14 protein-coding genes are annotated in these 18,639 nt (G+C 62.9%); 4 read left to right on the top strand and 10 right to left on the bottom strand.

Going from position 1 to position 18,639, the window contains the following annotated elements; translation table 11 throughout:
* Positions 1–35 precede the first annotated feature (35 nt).
* Positions 36–1,727, bottom strand: a complete 1,692-nt coding sequence (locus ACNO8S_RS01730) for a bacterio-opsin activator domain-containing protein (RefSeq protein ID WP_420182378.1) — start codon at positions 1,725–1,727, stop codon at positions 36–38.
* Between the two features lie 140 nt (positions 1,728–1,867).
* Entirely contained in the window at positions 1,868–3,811 is a 1,944-nt protein-coding gene (gene acs, locus ACNO8S_RS01735) for an acetate--CoA ligase (protein ID WP_420182379.1), read from the bottom strand.
* Positions 3,812–3,976: 165 nt separating this feature from the next.
* On the opposite strand from acs, the gene ACNO8S_RS01740 reads away from it, so the two are divergent.
* From ACNO8S_RS01740 to glmS, 3 genes are all read left to right on the top strand, one after another.
* Positions 3,977–4,837, top strand: coding sequence for a CheF family chemotaxis protein (locus tag ACNO8S_RS01740; protein WP_014039463.1), 861 nt, complete (start codon positions 3,977–3,979; stop codon positions 4,835–4,837).
* 159 nt (positions 4,838–4,996) lie between these two features.
* A complete protein-coding gene (glmU, locus tag ACNO8S_RS01745) occupies positions 4,997–6,187 on the top strand; it encodes a bifunctional sugar-1-phosphate nucleotidylyltransferase/acetyltransferase (RefSeq protein WP_050037523.1) in 1,191 nt (396 codons plus the stop codon).
* Positions 6,187–7,977 (top strand): glutamine--fructose-6-phosphate transaminase (isomerizing), encoded by a 1,791-nt coding sequence (gene glmS, locus ACNO8S_RS01750; protein ID WP_014039465.1) that lies wholly within the window; start codon positions 6,187–6,189, stop codon positions 7,975–7,977. The genes glmU and glmS overlap by 1 nt, the downstream gene beginning before the upstream one ends.
* A gap of 313 nt (positions 7,978–8,290) precedes the next feature.
* Here the strand turns inward: glmS and ACNO8S_RS01755 are convergent, their stop codons facing one another.
* Both ACNO8S_RS01755 and aglF read right to left on the bottom strand, forming a co-directional pair.
* Entirely contained in the window at positions 8,291–9,706 is a 1,416-nt protein-coding gene (locus tag ACNO8S_RS01755) for a sugar transferase (protein ID WP_014039466.1), read from the bottom strand.
* A 250-nt stretch (positions 9,707–9,956) separates the two neighbouring features.
* Positions 9,957–10,712: a UTP--glucose-1-phosphate uridylyltransferase AglF gene (gene aglF / locus ACNO8S_RS01760; RefSeq protein ID WP_014039467.1), complete on the bottom strand. Its 756-nt coding sequence runs from the start codon at positions 10,710–10,712 to the stop codon at positions 9,957–9,959.
* 88 nt (positions 10,713–10,800) lie between these two features.
* Here aglF and aglM point away from each other — a divergent pair, with 88 nt between their 5' ends.
* Positions 10,801–12,108 carry a UDP-glucose 6-dehydrogenase AglM gene (gene aglM, locus ACNO8S_RS01765; protein WP_064287517.1) on the top strand — a complete coding sequence of 436 codons (1,308 nt, stop codon included), beginning with the start codon at positions 10,801–10,803 and terminating at the stop codon, positions 12,106–12,108.
* 5 nt (positions 12,109–12,113) lie between these two features.
* Here the strand turns inward: aglM and ACNO8S_RS01770 are convergent, their stop codons facing one another.
* The 6 genes from ACNO8S_RS01770 to ACNO8S_RS01795 all read right to left on the bottom strand — a co-directional run bounded on the left by ACNO8S_RS01770 (position 12,114) and on the right by ACNO8S_RS01795 (position 18,621).
* On the bottom strand, positions 12,114–12,608 hold the full coding sequence (locus ACNO8S_RS01770) for a hypothetical protein (protein ID WP_420182380.1): 495 nt from the start codon (positions 12,606–12,608) through the stop codon (positions 12,114–12,116).
* Positions 12,601–13,074 carry a hypothetical protein gene (locus tag ACNO8S_RS01775; RefSeq protein WP_420182381.1) on the bottom strand — a complete coding sequence of 158 codons (474 nt, stop codon included), beginning with the start codon at positions 13,072–13,074 and terminating at the stop codon, positions 12,601–12,603. The genes ACNO8S_RS01770 and ACNO8S_RS01775 overlap by 8 nt, the downstream gene beginning before the upstream one ends.
* A gap of 69 nt (positions 13,075–13,143) precedes the next feature.
* Positions 13,144–15,477, bottom strand: coding sequence for an STT3 domain-containing protein (locus ACNO8S_RS01780; protein WP_420182382.1), 2,334 nt, complete (start codon positions 15,475–15,477; stop codon positions 13,144–13,146).
* Positions 15,478–15,525: 48 nt separating this feature from the next.
* On the bottom strand, positions 15,526–16,521 hold the full coding sequence (locus ACNO8S_RS01785; protein ID WP_420182383.1) for an NAD-dependent epimerase/dehydratase family protein: 996 nt from the start codon (positions 16,519–16,521) through the stop codon (positions 15,526–15,528).
* Complete coding sequence (locus tag ACNO8S_RS01790) at positions 16,514–17,446, bottom strand: NAD-dependent epimerase/dehydratase family protein (RefSeq protein ID WP_420182384.1); 933 nt, start codon at positions 17,444–17,446, stop codon at positions 16,514–16,516. The genes ACNO8S_RS01785 and ACNO8S_RS01790 overlap by 8 nt, the downstream gene beginning before the upstream one ends.
* Before the next feature lie 2 nt (positions 17,447–17,448).
* Entirely contained in the window at positions 17,449–18,621 is a 1,173-nt protein-coding gene (locus ACNO8S_RS01795) for an NAD-dependent epimerase/dehydratase family protein (RefSeq protein WP_420182385.1), read from the bottom strand.
* Positions 18,622–18,639 lie beyond the last annotated feature (18 nt).

Below are 18,639 nucleotides of genomic sequence, written 5' to 3' on the forward strand. Positions count from 1 at the left end.
CGGGGGGTCTAACTACGATAACATGAAACAGGGTTTCAGTTGTCGGTCGGCTGTCGCGGTTCGGTCGGCCGGTCGTCGAAAAACGCGGTCAGGACCTTCTGCTGGGCTTTCCTGAGGTGATTGTGTAACGTCGGCGACGAGACGTCTAGCGAGTCCGCTAGCTCTTCGGCGGTCGACCCGCGGGGCCACTCGAAGTAGCCGCTGTGGTAGGCCGCCTGGAGGACGGTCTCCTGCCGGTCGGAGAGCGTGTCGGTCAGTCGGTCGCGGAACCCTGTCTCTGTTTCGGCCGGCCGTTCCGTCTCTCGCTTCGCCGCTAACGACGTCTCCGGGTAGGCGTCGGTGACGGCGTTGACTGTCGGTCTGATGTCGGCCTCGCTGGGGAGCTCGACGGCGATAGTCGCCACGCCGTCGGTGGCCGTCACAGAGCGAACGCGGCCACCGCTCTCGACCAACTGGAGCGCTGGCGTGTCGGTGACTACGACCTCCAGTAGCACGCCGTCGCTGTGCTCTTCGAGGAGTCTGGCGTCGGTCACGCCGTCGTCGGTGTCCGCGTACGACAGTATCGCGTCGGCCGAGGCACCTTCGACCATCAGGTAGTACAGCAGCGACTGGCCCGCAACGGGAACGACGCCGGACAGTTCGACCGTACACTGCAACGCCCCGGACACCCCGGCGGTGAAGGTTCGCCCGTCCGCACAGTGGAACTCCAACTCGGTCACCGTGTCGGCAAGCAGGAGTCGCTTGCGTTCGGCGGCGACCTGTGCGTGGCCGACCTGAACCCCGAGTGCGGACAGTACGGCGCGTTCCGCGTCGGTAAGCTCCTCCCTGGAACCGACCCCGATGACACCGGAGACGGCGTTTTCTCTGACGAGCGGGACCAGAGCGACCGGTCCGGCGCTGTCGTCGACGACACGAACCTCGCCCACGTCTAGCGGCGCGGTGACCGACTCGATATGCTCGTGAATCTGGCGCTCGACGGCCGACTCCGAGATCTCTGTCGTCGTGCGCAGTGTCAGCCCGTCGCCGGTACGCTCGGCGAGCCAGGCGAACTCGAAGCCCGCCGTCTCGGTCAGGTGGTCACAGACTGCCGTCGCAATTGCTTCGCCGGTCGCGGCGGCCGCAAGCGCCTCGCTGACCGTCGTGATCCAGTCGAGGGCTCGCCGGGACTCGCTCGGGGCCGCCCGCTCGCCGGACTCATCCACGGCCGCGACGATGGTTTCGCGGTCCGGTTCGTCAAGCAGGGGGTCCAGTCGGTCGAGGCGGTCCCAGCCGCCGAGCGCGCAGACCACGTCCGGCGGGACGCCGTCGTCCAGCAGACTCGCAGCGAACCGCCATCGGAGGTCGCGCGAGGAAACCCCTCGCAGGTGCGGCGCCGTCTCGGCGGCCCGGTCGGCCACCTCGCTGACGAGCATCTGGAGCCGCCGCGGGGAAACGGAAACCAGCGGCTCGTCATCGGCTTTCCCGGACGCGTTTGCGTACTTCCGCATGTCGTGTTCGACCGAGTCCGGGAGGTACGTTTCGCGTACAACCTCGTTGCCGTCCCGAACGGCAAGCAGGCGATGTCCCTCGAACTCGGTGATATCGGCCAGCCGAACAGCCGTCATCTCCGCCGGACGGAGTCCGACCTCCGCGCCGAGCCGGAGCACGAGGTCGGACCGGTGTGTCTCGGCCGCACGCCGGAGCTGTTCGTACCCTCGTTCACCGATGCGGTCCGCTGCTCCGTCCATACGTTTCGGAAAATAAAAGAATACCGAAATAAGTATTGCGGTCATATCGTGCGTTTGTCTGAGAAAAGACCGATAAAACAGTCACTAAAGACACTATTGCCGCCCCAATGTTTCGGCAATATAGAAAAATACGAAACTTCTCACTCCTTTCTCGTCGTCGACTGGATTTCGCCGAGGATTTCGGGGTTCCGTAGCGCGCTGGTGTCGCCCAGGTCCTCGTCGTTGGCCACTGCCGTCAGCAGGCGGCGCATAACCTTGCCCGAGCGCGTCTTCGGAAGGTCGGGCGTGAACACGATTTCCTTGGGGCGGGCGATACCACCGATAGCGTTGACGACGCCCTCTTCGATGGCTGCTCGGAGTTCGCTCTCGGCGTAGCCGTCCTCCGGGGAGGCGAACGCGTACACCGCCGTTCCGGTCGTCTCGTCGTCGGCACCGACGACGGCGGCTTCGGCGACGCCGGTGACGCCGGCGACCGTCGACTCAAGTTCCTTGGTGCTGAACCGCCGGCCGGCGACGTTAATCGCGTCGTCAATCCGACCGAGAAAGGTGATGTAACCGTCGTCGCCGACCGAGACGCTGTCTTCGGGGTAGTACCGCCACTCCCCGGCGCTGTCCGGGACGCTGCCCCAGTCCGCTCCGTCGAGTAACGCGCGCGGCATCCCCGGCCAGGGGCGCGTCACGACGAGTTCGCCGGCCGTGTCCGACTCGACCGCCGCACCTTCGCGGTCGACGACGGACGCCTCGATTCCTGGCAGCGGCGTTCCCGCGGCCCCGGGTTTCATCTCGTCGACGCCGGGCAACGTCGATACGAGCACCGCTCCGGTTTCGGTCTGCCACCATGTGTCGACAATGGGGCACTCGCCGCCGCCGATGTGCTCGCGATACCACTCCCATGCGCGAGCATCCATCGGTTCGCCGACCGTACCCAGCAGGCGTAGACTGGAGAGGTCGTGTCGGTCGGGGTACTCCTCGCCCCACTTCATGAACGCCCGAACGGCTGTCGGCGCGGTGTAGAACACGTCGACGGCGTACTTCTCGATGAGTTCCCACAGCTGGTCTTTTTTCGGGTGGTCCGCCGTACCGTTGTACAGTACCGTCGTCGTTCCGAGCGCGAGCGGGCCGTAGACGATGTAGGAGTGGCCGGTAATCCAGCCGATGTCGGCCGAACACCAGTAGGTGTCCTCGGGCTTGATATCCAGGACCGACCGGGCGGTCCAGGCGACGTGTGCGAGATACCCGCCGGTCGTGTGGGTGACGGCCTTCGGCTGGCCGGTCGTCCCCGATGTGTAGATGCGAAAGAGCGGGTCGTCCGCCGCCCGCGAAACCGGCTCGACTTCCTCGCCCTCGTGGGCCGCCAGCAGGTCGTGATAGTCGTCGTAGTCGTCGCCTAAGTGCACATCACGGCCCAGCCGGTCGAGCACCACGACCGACACGTCGTGGTCGACGGCGATGCGCGCGTTATCCGCCTTGTTCTTTTGTGCGACGGCGCTACCGCGGCGGTAGTAGCCATCGCAGGTGATGAGGTACTCCGAGTCGGCTCGCTCCATTCGCGTCGCCAGTGCGTCCGCGGAGAACCCGGCGAAGACGACGTTGTGTGGCACACCCAGGCGCGCACAGGCCAGCATCGCGACCGGGAGTTCGGGCACCATCGGCAGGTACAGCGTCACCACGTCGTCCGGGCCGACGCCGCGCTCGCGCAACGCCGCGGCGAAGGCGTTGACTTCCCGGTACAGTTCGAGGTAGGTGTAGGTGCGGGACTCGCCGAGGTGCCCCTCCCAGACCAGTGCGAGCTGGTTCTTCCGCTCGGGGAGGTGTCGGTCGAGACAGTTGTATGCGGCGTTTAATCGGCCACCGGGGAACCATTCGAACGGTGGCCCGTCTGTTCCACGGAGCACCGTCTCGAACGGAACCTCCCAGTCAAGCAACGCGGCGGCCTCGCGCCAGCAATCGGGCCACTCCCGTTCGAAGCGGTTGTAGACGGCCGGGTCCGTCACGTTCGCCTGTTCGACGAACCAGTCCGGTGGTTCGACTGTCTCTCGCCCCGTCTGGGACTGGCCCCGATCCGGTTCGTCACCCCGTGTCATCAGTTGACAGTACACCGCCGTACTCAAAAAATATCCTATCTAATTGTGCACGATTCCGCTGTGAGTGGCTCACCAGTGCAGTCGGCCGTTCTCACTTTCGACACTGGCGACGGAACTTATATTGAGTCCTGCGGTCAACGAGTGTACGAGAGGCCGGTACGGGGTATGAGCGACACCGAAAAGAAGATCGCCGATACGAAGGGGCAGTTCCTTCAGGCGGTCTCACAGGGCCAGCGCCTCACCGACGCCGAGTGGCGAAACTGTCGCATTATCCTTACCACCGAGCGGGTCGCCCTGCTGGGTGACGACAAGCGACAGATTTCACTGACCGACATCGACCGTATCGCCGACCGGTTCGACGTGAACCAGCAGAGCGCCGGCGTCTCCGACTACGTCGCGCTCTACGTCGGCGAGGACGTTATCCTCGTGTCGGCATCGGACCACGGGACGTTCGAGACCGACTTCTACCGGGCGAGTCTCGACGGCGCAATCGTGCTGGTTCAACACCCTGCACTGAAAGGCGGCGTCGTCCAGTCCGCCGAGTGGACGAAGGGTCGCCTCAAAGTGACCGACGAGGCGCTGAAACTCGCGATGGCTGACGGGCAAGCCGTTGTCATCGACCGCGCCGACATCGGTGACCTCGCTGTCGAAGAGAAGCAGGTCAGCGGCGAGGAACGGACGGTCATTCAGGTCGAGCACAGCGAGGACGACATCAGCGTCGAAACACATCTCGCGGGCGAGGAGTTCCACGCAACCGTCCTCCGGACGATGCTCGAAGAGAGCGCCGAACAGAACCAGGCCGATCTGGACCTGAGCTCGACTGAGAAGCGGGTAATCATGGCGCTGCACTCCGGCGTGTCGCCGTTCGACATTCCCAACTTCGTCGGCATTGACGTTGAGAAAACCGAGGAAATCTTCGACCGACTGATCGAACTCGACGTGATAAGCGTGCTCCGGGAGCGGACGGAAGTGAATCTGACGACGAAGGGCCGTCGGGTCGCCGGCGAGCGGATGGGCGAGCAGTAGTCCGTACCCGGAACCAGTGAAGCATCGCGAGGACCGACTGTCTCGGACGCTCCCTCCCGTTCGGTTTCGACGCCACAAACTGGACATGCGTGGCGAGTAGACGCCGACCAATCTCGGTAAGGCCGCCATATTGAAGCCCCTCCTCCGTCTGCAACAGGTATGCACATCGATACGGCTGTGGTCCTCGCTGCGGGTGAAGGGACTCGCCTCCGGCCGTTGACGCGAAACCGGCCAAAACCAATGCTTCCGGCCGCGAACCGTCCGATCCTCGAACACGTCTTCGACGCACTAGTCGAGGCAGGCATCGAGAAGCTGGTCGCCGTCGTCGGCTACAAGCGCGACCGCGTTCAGGACCACTTCGGGCCGACGTACCGTGGCACTCCTATTTCCTACGTGAGCCAGACGAAACAGCTCGGTAGCGGGCACGCGCTCCTCCAGGCGCGGAGCGTCGTCGACGGCCCGGTTCTGGTGATGAACGGTGATCGTCTCGTCGACGCGGCCACTATCGAGTCGGTAGATACCTCCTACGCGGAGACTGGGCACACAAGCATCGCTGTCATCGAACGACAGGACACCAGTCGGTACGGTGCCGTCGAGGTACAGGACGGCGATATTGTCGACATCGTCGAAAAGCCCCAACACGACGAGTTCAGGCTCATCAACGGCGGCGTGTACGCCTTCGACGGCGACATCTTCGAGGCTATCGACGAAACGACGCGGCACGCCGGCGAGCTGGCATTGACCGACACTATCGAACTCCTGCTCGAATCTGACCGCATTCAGGCAGTCGAGGTCGACGGCATGTGGGTCGACGCGACATACCCGTGGGACCTGTTGACCGTCGCGCGCGAGGTACTGGCGCGGGGTCGGGTCGTCGAATCGGCCCGCGACGAGCAGGTATGGGTCGACAACTCCGCACGCGTTCACGACGAGGCGACCCTCCAGTCGCCGGTCGTCATTGGCCCGGACTGCGAGGTCGGACCGGACGCTGTCATCGGTCCGAACGTCGCGCTTGGCCGTAACACCACTATCGGGGCCAACAGTGTCATCCAGCACACCGTCCTCGACGCCGATACGCGTGTCGACCCGAGTTCGACCCTCATCGATACTGTCACCGGTCAGGACGTGAACCTGGGCGTCAATACGGTCGTCCCCGGCGGCCCGGCCGATGTCCAGGTCGGCACGGAAGTGTTCGAGGACCAGCGGCTCGGTGCCGTTATTGCCGACCGTGCTGTTGCGCTCGGGGACGTGAGCTTCGTCTCCGGATCGCTCGTGGGCCCCAACGCTCGGCTCGCCACTGGCGTGACAGTCGATGGAACCGTCCGCGAGGGCGCGGAGGTGGTCCGCTGATGTGTGGTATCATCGGCTGTGTCGGCCGCGGCGACGAGACGCTCGATACGCTCGTCCACGGCCTTTCGAAACTGGAGTACCGCGGGTACGACTCCGCTGGCGTCGCACTGGCGAACAGCCACATCGACCTGTGCAAACACTCCGGCAAAATCGCCGACTTGCGCGACGCGCTGTCGGAACGGACGCTCTCGGGCTCGGTCGGCATTGGCCACACTCGCTGGAGCACGCACGGCCCGCCGACCGACGAGAACGCCCACCCCCATCAGGATTGCACCGGTGAGGTCGCAGTCGTCCACAACGGTATCATCGAGAACTACCAGTCCCTGAGAGACGAACTCGTGAGCGCCGGCCACACCTTCACATCTGACACCGATACGGAGGTCGTCCCCCATCTCATCGAGGACGCGCTGGATGCCGGAGCCGACCCCGAAGACGCTGTCAGAGAGACGGTCAGCCGACTTGAAGGCAGCTACGCCGTCGCCGTCGTCATCGCCGGCTGTGACTCGGTGTTCGCCGCGCGGAACGACTCGCCGCTCGTGTTAGGCATTGACGACGATGCGACGTATCTGGCCAGTGACGTACCCGCCTTCCGGGACTTCACCGACAAGGTCGTCTATCTCGCTGACGGCGAGTTCGCCCGACTCAACGGTGATGGGTGGACTGTGACTGACATCGACGGCAATGTCGTCGAGAAAGACATCGACACTATCCAGTGGGACCCCGAGGAGACCGGCAAGAGCGGCTACGACCACTTCATGCTCAAGGAGATTCACGAACAGCCGCGCGCGCTCCGGCAGTGTCTCCGCGGCCGCGTCGACGAACTCGCCGGGACGGTCGACATCGGCGACCTCGGAGATCTCTCCCCGACCGGCGTCCAGTTCGTCGCCTGCGGGACCTCCTACCACGCCGCCCTGCACGGCGCGCAACTGTTCCGCGAAGCCGGTATCCCCGCCCAGGCGTTCCTCGCAAGCGAGTACGCCACTGCCACGCCACCCATCGGTGACGCGCTCGTCGTCGGCGTCACACAGAGCGGCGAGACCGCGGACACGCTATCGGCACTTCGGGCGGCCCGCCGCCGTGGCGCGCGCACGCTGGCCGTGACCAACGTCGTCGGCTCTACCGCGGCCCGCGAGTGCGATCACGCGCTGTACATCCGTGCTGGGCCGGAGATCGGCGTCGCCGCGACCAAGACTTTCGCCTCACAACTGGCCGCGCTGAACCTGCTCGCGCTCGGAACGTCCACAACCGGCGACGCCCGGCAGGTCATCAGCGCGCTCCGCGACCTCCCCGGCCACGTTCAGGAGGTTCTCGACGAATCTGCCGCTCAGGAGGTCGCTGAGTTGTATCAAGACGCCAACGCCTACTTCTTCATCGGCCGCGGGTATCAGAATCCCGTGGCGCTCGAAGGCGCGCTGAAAATGAAGGAGATTACGTACAAGCACGCCGAGGGCTTCGCTGCGGGTGAGCTGAAACACGGCCCGTTGGCGCTGGTGACCGAGAACACGCCCGTGTTCGCTATCGTGACTGGTGACGACGAGCGCACCCGCAAGACGATCGGGAACGTCAAAGAGGTCGAAGCAAGGGACGCGCCGGTGGTCGCGATTACGGACGGACAGAGCGACGTTGAACGGTACGCCGACCATGTGCTCCAGATTCCGGAGACCCATCCGCGAGCCGCTGCAGTGCTGGCGAACACGCATCTGCAACTGGTGTCGTATCACACGGCTGCGTTGCTGGGGCGGAACATTGACAAGCCGCGGAATCTGGCGAAAAGCGTGACAGTCGAGTGAGCAGCGCGTAGCTGGCTATTTGCGGCTCTCTGAGAGCTCTACCGGATCGGGGTTGCCACTAATTTAGCTGTTGTTGAACCGGAGCGGCTCGCTTTTCCAGAGCAGGCTACAGAGGTGGGGGCAGAATTTCTCTAGGGTCGCGCAACTTAAGATGTGACAGCACCGTGCATAGAGTGTATAACTCGTATGCTTCCCAGGGTTTGTGCCGCGATACCCTCTGCTGGAGCGTTTTTCGGAGATACGTGAGTTCACTACGAACGGTGTACTCCGGCCGATACTGGAGCAAGTGGGTCGTACAATGGCCTGCCAGTTCTCACCGATTTCTGTATGCCATCACGAGGTCAATAAGAACGCTCCAGACCTGCCTTGAAACAAGCTTCATATCATAGCTAAACGACTGGTCACGCACGTATTCGAGGTCGTATCGTAGCTTTTCGCTCGGCTCTTTTCCAGTCACATGATTAACCTGGGCAGGCCCGGTCAGGCCTGGCTTGACGAACCATCGTTTCTGCCAGTCAACGACACCGCTCTGGATATCCGAGTCCAGTTCCGGCCGTTCTGGCCGTGGGCCGACGACGCTCATATCTCCCCGTAGTATCGACCAGAGCTGTGGGATCTCATCCAAGTGCGTCTGTCGCAGCACTCGGCCAACCGATGTCACGCGTGGATCGATCCCACCCGCATCCTCGTCACTGATTTTCACGCCGGTCTCGTCTTCGGCGTTCTCGATCATCGACCGGAACTTGTAGATGGAGAAGGTTTCTCCGAAAACTGCTGTTCGGTCTTGCTGGTACAGTATTGAGCCACCGTCTTCTGCTTTTATCGCAAGTATAATGCCAATAATCACGGGCGATAGCGCGACCAGCCCAGCCGATGCAAACGCGATATCGAACGCGCGCTTGAGAATATAGTCCTGTATGTCCCATGGCTCGATCTCCACGTCGATCAGGGTTCCGACGCCACCGCTGGCGGTCAACACAGAGTCTGTATGGTCGCGATGGACTTTCGCGTTGACACCGTACTCGTAACAGGCGTCGAGAGCGCCGAAGAACTCTGCCCGGTCGGCATGTTCAAACGCTAGCACAACAGTGTCGATATCATACTCGACGAGTACGTCCTCGATTCGCGAGAGGCCACCTAGCCGTTCCAACCCACTGGTGTTAGTTCCGCCGTCAGCGATGGCTTCGGTCCGTTCGACTGTCGTAATGACACTCGTTGGACAGAGATAGCCCAGAAGCGTCCCGTCGACTTCACTTGCCACTTCTTCTATCACCTTGAGGTCGTCCCCAACGACGATGGTTCGTTCGCCGTTTGACGACGGCCGCTTGCGAATCCACACGAACCATGCGGGCAGTGCGACCAGTAATAAGGGAGTTACTAACACGACCGTCAAGCGCGGCAATCGGTACGTGTAGTCGAAGTAGCCGATTGTTGCCAGAACAAGAACTGCTACGAGCACCCGCTTCTGGGCCAGTGCTATAGCGTCGAGAATTCTTCGCGGGCGGGGTTTGTACAGTGGGAGGAACACACTAACGACGACTGCGATTGTGACCAACAGTTCAAACGTGAACTCCGACCCAGTTGGGGGGTCAGTCGGTAGCCGATTGAACACCGGGATGGTTGTCGCTATCGACTGGATGGTAGCGTTGTTAACAAGTGCGACGGCGGCCGCTGTCAGCACGACGACGCCGGCTACACTTGCGACCCGGTACCGCCAGCCACTATCCATTATCAGTGTGATTGCCGAGTTCCGGGATAAGTCCTGCGTCCCGGGACTCAAATACTGAAGCTACTGTAGTCAAACCGCCCTGAATAGACGGTGTGCTACTGAGAGACAGTATTGCACGAGAGCTGTTTGCGTACTGACGCACCCACGACGAACGTACCAGCGCAGTCGTATCGGCTATCACAGCGTCGATCCAACTACGTGACTGTGTGGTCCTCACTGGTTACTGACCAGGCTATCCTGTGTTGGCCTCTCACTCGCTTGCAGCGATGTTCTCGGCAGCCATTTCCGGGTCAATCTCGCCCTGCAGCCGTTTCTCGGCCTGGTCGCGGTCCGCTGGATAGCCGATATCGTTCCGCCAGCCGTCCATGCGGATCGCGTCGATCGTCCGCCCGGAGTGCAACAGGAGGTCAATCGCGTCACTGATCTCGTACTCGCCGCGGTTGGAGGGCTGTACCAGATGGCAGGCGTGGAAGATGGCCGGCGTGAACGTATAGAACCCGGTCATCACTAGGTTCGACGGCGGGTCCTCCGGTTTCTCGACGACTTCGGTGATCTCGCCGTACTTGTTGGTGTCACAGACACCGTACCGCCCGGCCTCATCCCATGGGACTTCCTCAACGAGGAAAGCGGCGTCGGCACGTTCCTCCGCCTGCCGGTTGACGACATCTCGGAGGTTCGCTTCGAAGATGTTGTCGCCGAGCATCAGCATGAAGTCGTCGTCGACGTGCTCCTCGACGGTCAGAAGCGCGTGTGCGAGGCCGTTCTGTTCGCGCTGGTGGGTGTAGGTGATCGGGACGCCTTCGAACTCGTCCTCGTAGTGATTAATGATGGCCTGCTTCTTGTAGCCGACAACTACCAGCAGTTCGTCAGCGCCTAGTTCGATCAACTGCTCGAAGCAGTGGGTCAGAATCGGTTTCCCCGCGACCTCTACCATTCCCTTCGGCTTGTCTTCGGTCAGCGGGCGGAGACGGGTCCCCTCACCAGCGGCGAGTACGACAGCTTTCATATATCTCAATTCGTTGGCCGTCCGATAAAACTCTTGTCGAATTATAAGATCCGAATTATAATATCCGCCCCTCGACTACTGCCGCCCGATGAACGTCAGTATTGTCGGGAGCGGATACGTCGGGACGACGGTCGCGGCGTGTCTTGCGGATCTCGGACACGAAGTGGTAACGATAGACATCGACGAGGACATCGTCGACACGGTCAACGACGGCCGGTCGCCGATACACGAACCTGGCCTCGACGAACTCGTCGCCGAACACGGCGGCGGTCGACTTCGGGCAAGTACCGACTACGACGAGATCCTCGATACTGAACTGACGATGCTGGCGCTCCCGACGCCCTCGAACGACGACGGGAGCATCGACCTCCAGTTCATGGAAGCCGGTGCGGCATCCGTCGGCGAGGCGCTGGCCGGTGCCGAGAACGCGGCAACGGATCCACACCTCGTCGTCACGAAGTCGACTGTCGTCCCAAACACGACCGAGGACCGGCTCGCCCCCCGTATCGCCGACGCCGGTCTCGAACGCGGGACGGACTTCCTCGTCGCGTCCAATCCCGAGTTCCAGCGCGAGGGGACGGCCGTGGCGGATTTCCTGAACCCCGACAAACTCGTCTTCGGGACGGACGACGACCGTGCGACGGCGCTTCTCAACGAACTGTACGAACCGCTTCGCGAGGCCGCTGACGATGATGTGCCGGTCGTCGAAACCGGTATCGCCGAGGCCGAGATGATAAAGTACGCCAACAACACGTTTCTGGCGACGAAAGTCAGCCTCATCAACGACATCGGGAACATCTGCAAGGAGTTCGGCGTCGACGCCTACGAGGTCGCCGATGCCATCGGACTCGACGACCGCATCGGCGACCAGTTCCTCCGGAGCGGCGTTGGCTGGGGCGGCAGTTGCTTCCCGAAGGACACGGACGCCATCATCGCCGCGGCACGGGAGCAGGGCTACGACCCTGCTGTTCTTTCTGCGGCCGTAGAACTGAACGACGACCAGCCCAAGCGCCTCCTCTCCCTACTTGACGACCACGTCGACGTGTCCGGCAAACGCATCGCCGTTCTCGGCCTGGCGTTCAAACCCGGAACGGACGATATCCGGAACACGCGCGCGGTTCCGGTCATCGAGGGACTCAAAGAACGTGGCGCGGAAATCGTCGCCTACGACCCCGTTGCCACCGAGAATATGCGCGAACGCTATCCCGACATCGAGTACGCCGACTCGGCCGCAACCGCTCTCGCGGGTGCGTCAGGCGCTGTTGTCGTCACTGACTGGGACGAGTTCGCAGCGCTCGACGCTGCGTTCGACGAGATGGCAGACTCCGTCGTCGTTGACGGTCGACGCATCATCGAGCGGCGCGACGGCATCACCTACGAAGGATTGACCTGGTAGCGCAGTCAGTTACCTGCCTGTATTTGCCTGTCGATGACGGCTACCGTGCCGGCAGCGAGTAGCGCCACAACGAGCACGGTCGGGTCCGAAGACACGTACAGGCTCGGCGTCGGCGGCCGCCAGTTCGTGAACGGATACAGCCAGGCGCTCGCTCGCCCGTCGGCGTACACTCGCATCCCATCGAGCAGCAGCGACGTGAGGCCGCCGAACGTCACGAGTCCGAACACGCGCCGCCAGTGGCGTCTCTCGAATGCGACGGTGATGACACCGGCCAGTAGCAGGACTCCGCCGAGTGTGGAGAGGGGCGCATAAGTGAACGGCATGCCCAGAAACGCTTCGACAGTGCTCCCGTCCACCACGATCCCGACTTTCACCAGATCGGGAATCGCCGCACCGCCCATCCCAACGATGACCCAGCGCTGATCGAGCCAGTCGATGCGCCAACTCGCGACCGTCAAAAGGATGTATGGTACGAGCAGGTGAGTCAGCAGGTCAGCCATCGCGGGCCTCCAGTGTCCACGTATCTCGGTCAATTCGCCAATACCGGAAGAACAGGAGCAGGAATCCGAGCGCGCCGACAGCCGAGGCACCGTACTTGTAGAACTCCGCCCACCGACTGCTGTTGACGACTTCGACGCGCTCGGCCGCTATCGTCTGATTCGATTCAAGCGTTCCGTACACCTGAACGACGCCACCGGGTTCGACGGCCGCTTCCGTCCCAGTGACCCTGAGCGTTATTGCCGTCCCGTCGCTTTCGGCCCTGATTGCCATTCCGCCATCGCCGGTCTCTGTCACTGTTCCAAACACCATGAGGTGCTGTCCGACGTACGACTCGTACCCGGTCGAAAGGTCCACAGCATCTGGATACGGGGACCGCTGCTCTTCTGTAACTGCCGCGTGGACGAACAGTCCACCGAGTATCAGACACAGCACAAGTACGATGACGGCACGAACCCAGACGCGCACACTCTCTGTTCTTTCGGTGGGTACAATGGTCGTTTCGCTTCAGAACCACAGCGTGTCTGTCTCGGAAAATCACTCGACAGTGACGTTGCCGCCGTCGTACACTGTCTGTTCTGTGACTTCGACGGTCGTTTCACTTCCGCTATCGGTCGTCACGGTGTACGTCCCGGGGTTTGCGACGGTAACAGTGAACGCACCGTTTCGGTCGGCCGACGTCCGGCGCTCGTAGTCGACCTCCCTGTCTGAGACGGCGACTGTCGTTGCGACCGAGACGGTCGAATTCGGGGCTGCAGTCCCCCGGATCTCTCCACCGGGAACGACCGCGAACGCCTTGTGGCTCCCGTCTTCGCTCGTGAAGAGCGGCCGGTAGCGGGCCAGTCCGTCCACATCTCCGTTCTGGCTTCCGAAGTGCTGGTGTAACCGAGTGTACATCGTGCTCGGTTCCTCCAGTTCCATCTCTGTCGTTACGACGTATCCGACTCGACCGGAAATCCGATTGTGGGCCTCATCAGGGTCCGTTGCTGCGACAAACGGCCCGTACGTCTGGCGGGCGTAGCCGTAGCTCCGTGACTCACCGTTGACGAAGTAGTTGTACACGCGGTTCTGTCCCCAGCGGCTGAGGACGTAGTTTTCGGGGTATTCGAGCCCGCGATCGGCGGCGTCTGCCTCGATTGCAGTCGCCGCGTCGTATGTCCCGTCCTCGACGAGCACCTGACTCGTCTTCACCGGCACCTGCACCATTCCGAGGGCCCCGAACAACAGGAACAGTACGACCAGCGACGCAACTGCCCGGGTGTCGGGAACGAGTACGTCCCGTAGGTCGCTGTCGCCAGTCGTCAGCACCGGTCGGGCGAGATCGACCCACGAGGCGGCCCAGACGAACGCGAGGCCGGCGAACAGTGCGAGAAACGGGGCCAGTTCGCCGACGAAACGGACCTGAATCACGGCGAGAGCGAACAGCACCCAGGCGTAGCTACTGGCGACGAGCCAGCCGCTTCGGTCGTTCCGAGCGAGGTCGATGCCCCACACCATCGCCGGGAGTGCCAGGAACAGCGTCAGGCCGAGCAGGAACAGGAAGCCGAAGGCGTCTGCGCTGAACAGTCCGTACGTCTCGGCGATCGCGTCGGACCGAAACAGCGTATCGAGCCGCCTGTCGAACGTGCCCCACTGTTCTGTGAAGCCGAAACGAAAGACGAGGAGGCTGACGACGCCAAGTCCGACATCGACCACAGCCAGTTGTCTGGCAGTGCCACCGAATCGTCTGGCCGCTTCTGCTGTCGCGATGACGACAACAGTGCCCAGCGTCAGCAGTGCTGGCGTGCTAGCGACGAGCGCAGTCTGCCAGCCGGTGACAGTATGAACACTCCAGGCGAGTATCGCGCCGAGGCTAACGCCGGCAAGGACCGGCGCGTTCCTGACCAGTGCCGACCGGTCGTTTGAGCCATCCAGCAGTGTCTGTCCAAGCACCACCAGACAGACCGGCAGGACAAGCAGCGGCCCGGCTTCCCACGCAAGTACCTGTCCGGCAATCCCGACACCGATACCGACCGCGGCGATCCACGGCTGTGGTCGACGAAGCGACGTTCGGCTCGTGGCCGTCGTTAGCGCGACCACGAGTGCAAGCGCGGTGAGTCCCAGCCAGGGATAGTCGAAGGCGTGGTGATCTGCGAAACCCAGGCTCGTCCGAAAGGCGTGGCCGGGAATAAATGCCAGGAAGAGGACCGATGCGAGACCGACACGCCGATCGCCGGACACCCGAACCGCGAGTAGATAGAGCAGGACGCCCGTGACGAGTGCCGACACGACCGGATACCAAGCGAGAACGTGGCCAATAACTGCTTTGCTCCCGCCGAAGAGGCTGGCGACCCACCAGAGCGTCGCGACCGTGAGTGGCTCCCCGTTAGTTACTACATCCGGAATCACGGAGAGCGCTCCGAAATCGGCCGCGCCGCCGGCGTTGGCCGCGACCTGCTCGACGTGATATCTGTAGTAATACGGATCGTTACTCGACAGGACGATGTCGTCGCCGCGGTAGATCGACCCGATGACGTACGTTCGGGCGACAAACACGACCGCTAGAGCAGCGACGAGCAGGCCAGTTGCTCGCGCGTCGAAATCAAACCGTAGCGCGTCACCGAGAGCCGTCCCGCTCTCGCTGTCGCTACCGACCTCGGAGTCGCCGCTGAGCGCGGCCCGCACAGCGTCGGGATCAGCGACGCGGTACTCGTCACCGTCTTTCTCGACGATGCCCGCGGAGACGAGTTCACCGAACTGGCCCGAATCGATGGGAATGTCGTCAAACGTCCAGCCGTCCTGTTCGTCGTCGACGGCCAGAACCGCCGCTGTCGTGTCTCGTAGCTCGGGCCGGTCATCGAGTACCGCTCCCGCCCCGGGCGTATCGCTCATGTATCTTCTCTTTCCGGTCTGGCGAATAAATCCATCGGGACTCGTCGTCTACGTGTTTGCCGACTCTAGCGCCGCTCGAATCGCCGATTCTACGTCGTGTTCCGGCGTCCAGCCCAGTACGTCCGTCGTTCGGCCGGTGTCGACCGGGAACGAATCGACGAGCGTCTCGTCGTCGCCACGCGGGTTCTCGACCAGTTCCACGTCGGCATCGATGTCGGCGATATCGGCGGCGATATCCCTGACGAGGTTGGCGACGGTATGGACGCCCGGGTCCTCGTCGCTTGCGATCTCGTATTTTTCGACGCCGGTCTCGCCGCGGTCCAGTTGCTCCAGTAGCCGTTCGCAGCTATCGACGTAGGCCCGGGCCACGTCCTTGACGTGAATGAAGTTCCGGGACTGCGTTCCGGGCTCGTAGACGGTCAGCGTCTCGCCAGCGAGCGCGCGGTTCACGAAGAAGTTGATAACGGTCCCCTTCGAGACGGTCTGGCCGTCTATCTTGTGGCTCCCATAGAGGTTCGATATCATGAACTGGTGGGCAGGGAACGCGCCGTCGGCGTACGTCTCGACATCGCGCTCGTTGAGCAGTTTCGTTCGGCCGTACCAGTTCAGCGGGTCCCGTGGGTGGTCGACTGTAATGGGGAATTCCTGTGGGTCGCCGATGACGGCCATCGAGAACGGGAAAATCAGTGCTGCGCCTGTCTTGCGGCAGAACCAGGCGACGTTGTCCGTTCCCTGTACGTTCACTTCGTACGCTAGGTCTTGTTTCTCCTCGCAGTCGTCGACGCCGGACACCGCCGCAAGGTGCATCACGACGTCGGCCCCGTCTAGCGCCGCTTCCAGACGGTCTCGGTTCCGGATGTCGACGTGTTCGATGTCGACATCGCCGACTGACCGCACGGTACCGCGATAGAAGTTGTCGATGGCAGTTATCTCCCAGTCGGGGTGGGCCTGCTGTAGCTCGTAGATGACGCGGCTGCCGATGTAGCCCGCACCGCCGGTGACAGCGATGTGGGACGTGGTGTCTGTGGGTTCTGTCTCAGGCATTGGTGGTGAATTTCTCCGCGAGGTCGCGAACGCCCTCGCGGAGCGTCCACGATGGTTCGAAGCCAGTCTGACTCAGTCGGTCGAAGTTGACGTGATACGACGGGCCGGGATGCTCGTCTTCGAGATAGGTCACGTCGACTGGAGCGACCTCGTCCGCGACGATGTCTGCAATCTCCGAAATCTGGTAATTCGATTCCATCGACCCGACGTTGTACACCGGTTCGTCCCAGGACTTGGGATCGCACACCGCCTCCGCGTAGGCGCGGGCAGCGTCCTGAACGTGGATGAACGGCCGCCAGTTCGAGCCGTCGCCGTAGACAGTGAGCGGGCGGTCGGTGAGCGCGCGGAACACGAAGTAGTTCACGACGAGGTTGAACCGGATGCCCGGCGAGTGGCCGAAGTTGGTAGCCATTCGCAGGGCGGTGCCAGTCATATCGAACTCGTCGCAGTACTCCTGCAGTAGCGTCTCGGACTGGAGTTTCGTCTCCGCATAGGGATTGATTGGGTCCGGGTCGACTGTCTCGTCAATGTCGGTGCTGGTCGCGCGGCCGTAGACGTTACACGAGGAGGCAAAGACGACGTGGTCGACGCCGAGCTTGCCCGCCGCGGTCAGGACGTTCTCAGTGCCGTCGTAGTTGATGGCGAACGTCTCCTCGCGGCGCTCGTGGGTACTCGACGCGCCAGTGATAGCCGCGAGGTGGATGACGCGGTCGACGCCGCGCATGGCGCTCTCCACGTCGCCGTACTCGCGGACATCGCCACGGCGGAACGCGAGGCCGTCGCCGAGCGTCCCCAGCAGCGCCCGCGGCGACCCCGAGGAGAGGTCGTCGAAGACGACGATGTCGTCGACGCGGGCGTCCTCTCGGAGCAGTGGAATCAGCGCGCTGCCGATGTAGCCACAGGCCCCGGTGACCAGCACGTCCATCGTCAGTCCTCGCTCAGGACGCCCGGCAGGAACCGGTCCTCGTGGGCTTCGATGGTGTCGGCGTACCGCGTCAGCGTCTCGAAGATGTCGCCGACGCCGTCCTCGAAGGACTGGGACTGGCCGCCGATGAGGTCGTCGTAGCGGTCGTTCTCGATCTCCATCTTGTGGGTCTCGTCCTCGTCGCGGGGGTTCTCGAAGTGCTCGACGTCGACGTCGAGGTCGTACTCGCCGCCCACGTCGGCAATCGTCTCGGCGATTTCGACGATGCTGATGGCGCGCGTGACCTGATTGTACACCGTCAGTCCGTCAGGACGTTCGTCAGGGTCGGTCAGCGCCACTTCAGCCAGCCCTTCGACGGCGTCCTCCAGCGAGATGAACGGCTTGCGCTGTTCGCCCTTGCCGTAGACGGTGACGGGGTAGCCCGCGACGGCCTGCGCACAGAAGCGGTGCGTGACCGTGCCGAAGTAGTAATCGAAGTCGAAGCGGGTCTTGAGCCGGTCGCCCTCGCGGGTCTCCTCGGTCTCTGTCCCGTAGACGATGGCCGTCCGAACGTCCGAAATCGGGATGTCGAACTGCGTGTGGGCCAGGCGCATGTTCTGTGCGTCGAAGCCCTTGGTCGCGTGGTACCAGCTCCCGCCCATGTTGGGGAACGGCACGTCGTCGCGCTCACCTTGGTTCTCCATCGCCGCACCGCCCTCCGGAATCGGGAACTCCGGCGCGCCGTAGACGCCCGTCGTCGTCGTCTCGACGAAATGGGTGTCCGTGAGGTCGTGTTCTTCGAGGCCCCACAGGAGGTTCCGCGTCGCCTGAAGGTTGTTGTGCTGGGTGTAGTTCGCCCGCTCGCCGTTGATCTGGGAGTACGGCGCGGACGGCTGCGCGGCGGTGTGGACCACGACTTCTGGTTCGTGGACCGCCAGCAGTTCATCGACGAAGGACTTCTCGGCGAGGTCGCCCTCGACGAAGGAGAGGTTCGTCAGCCCGTGGACCTCGCGAGCCGCGTCGAGGCGTTCGTCGATACTGGCGACCGGTGTCGCGCTCGTCGCGCCGACGTCCTCGACCCACTCTCTTCGGGCGAAGTTGTCGACAAGCAGCACTCGGTCGTCCGTTCGGTCCGCGATTCGCAGTGCGGCCGGCCACCCGACGTAGCCGTCGCCGCCAGTGATGAGGATGGTCATAGTTACTCAGTTAGTGAG

Source organism: Haloarcula sp. KBTZ06 (assembly GCF_048595605.1).
In the GTDB taxonomy this organism is placed as follows: Archaea; Halobacteriota; Halobacteria; order Halobacteriales; family Haloarculaceae; genus Haloarcula; species Haloarcula hispanica.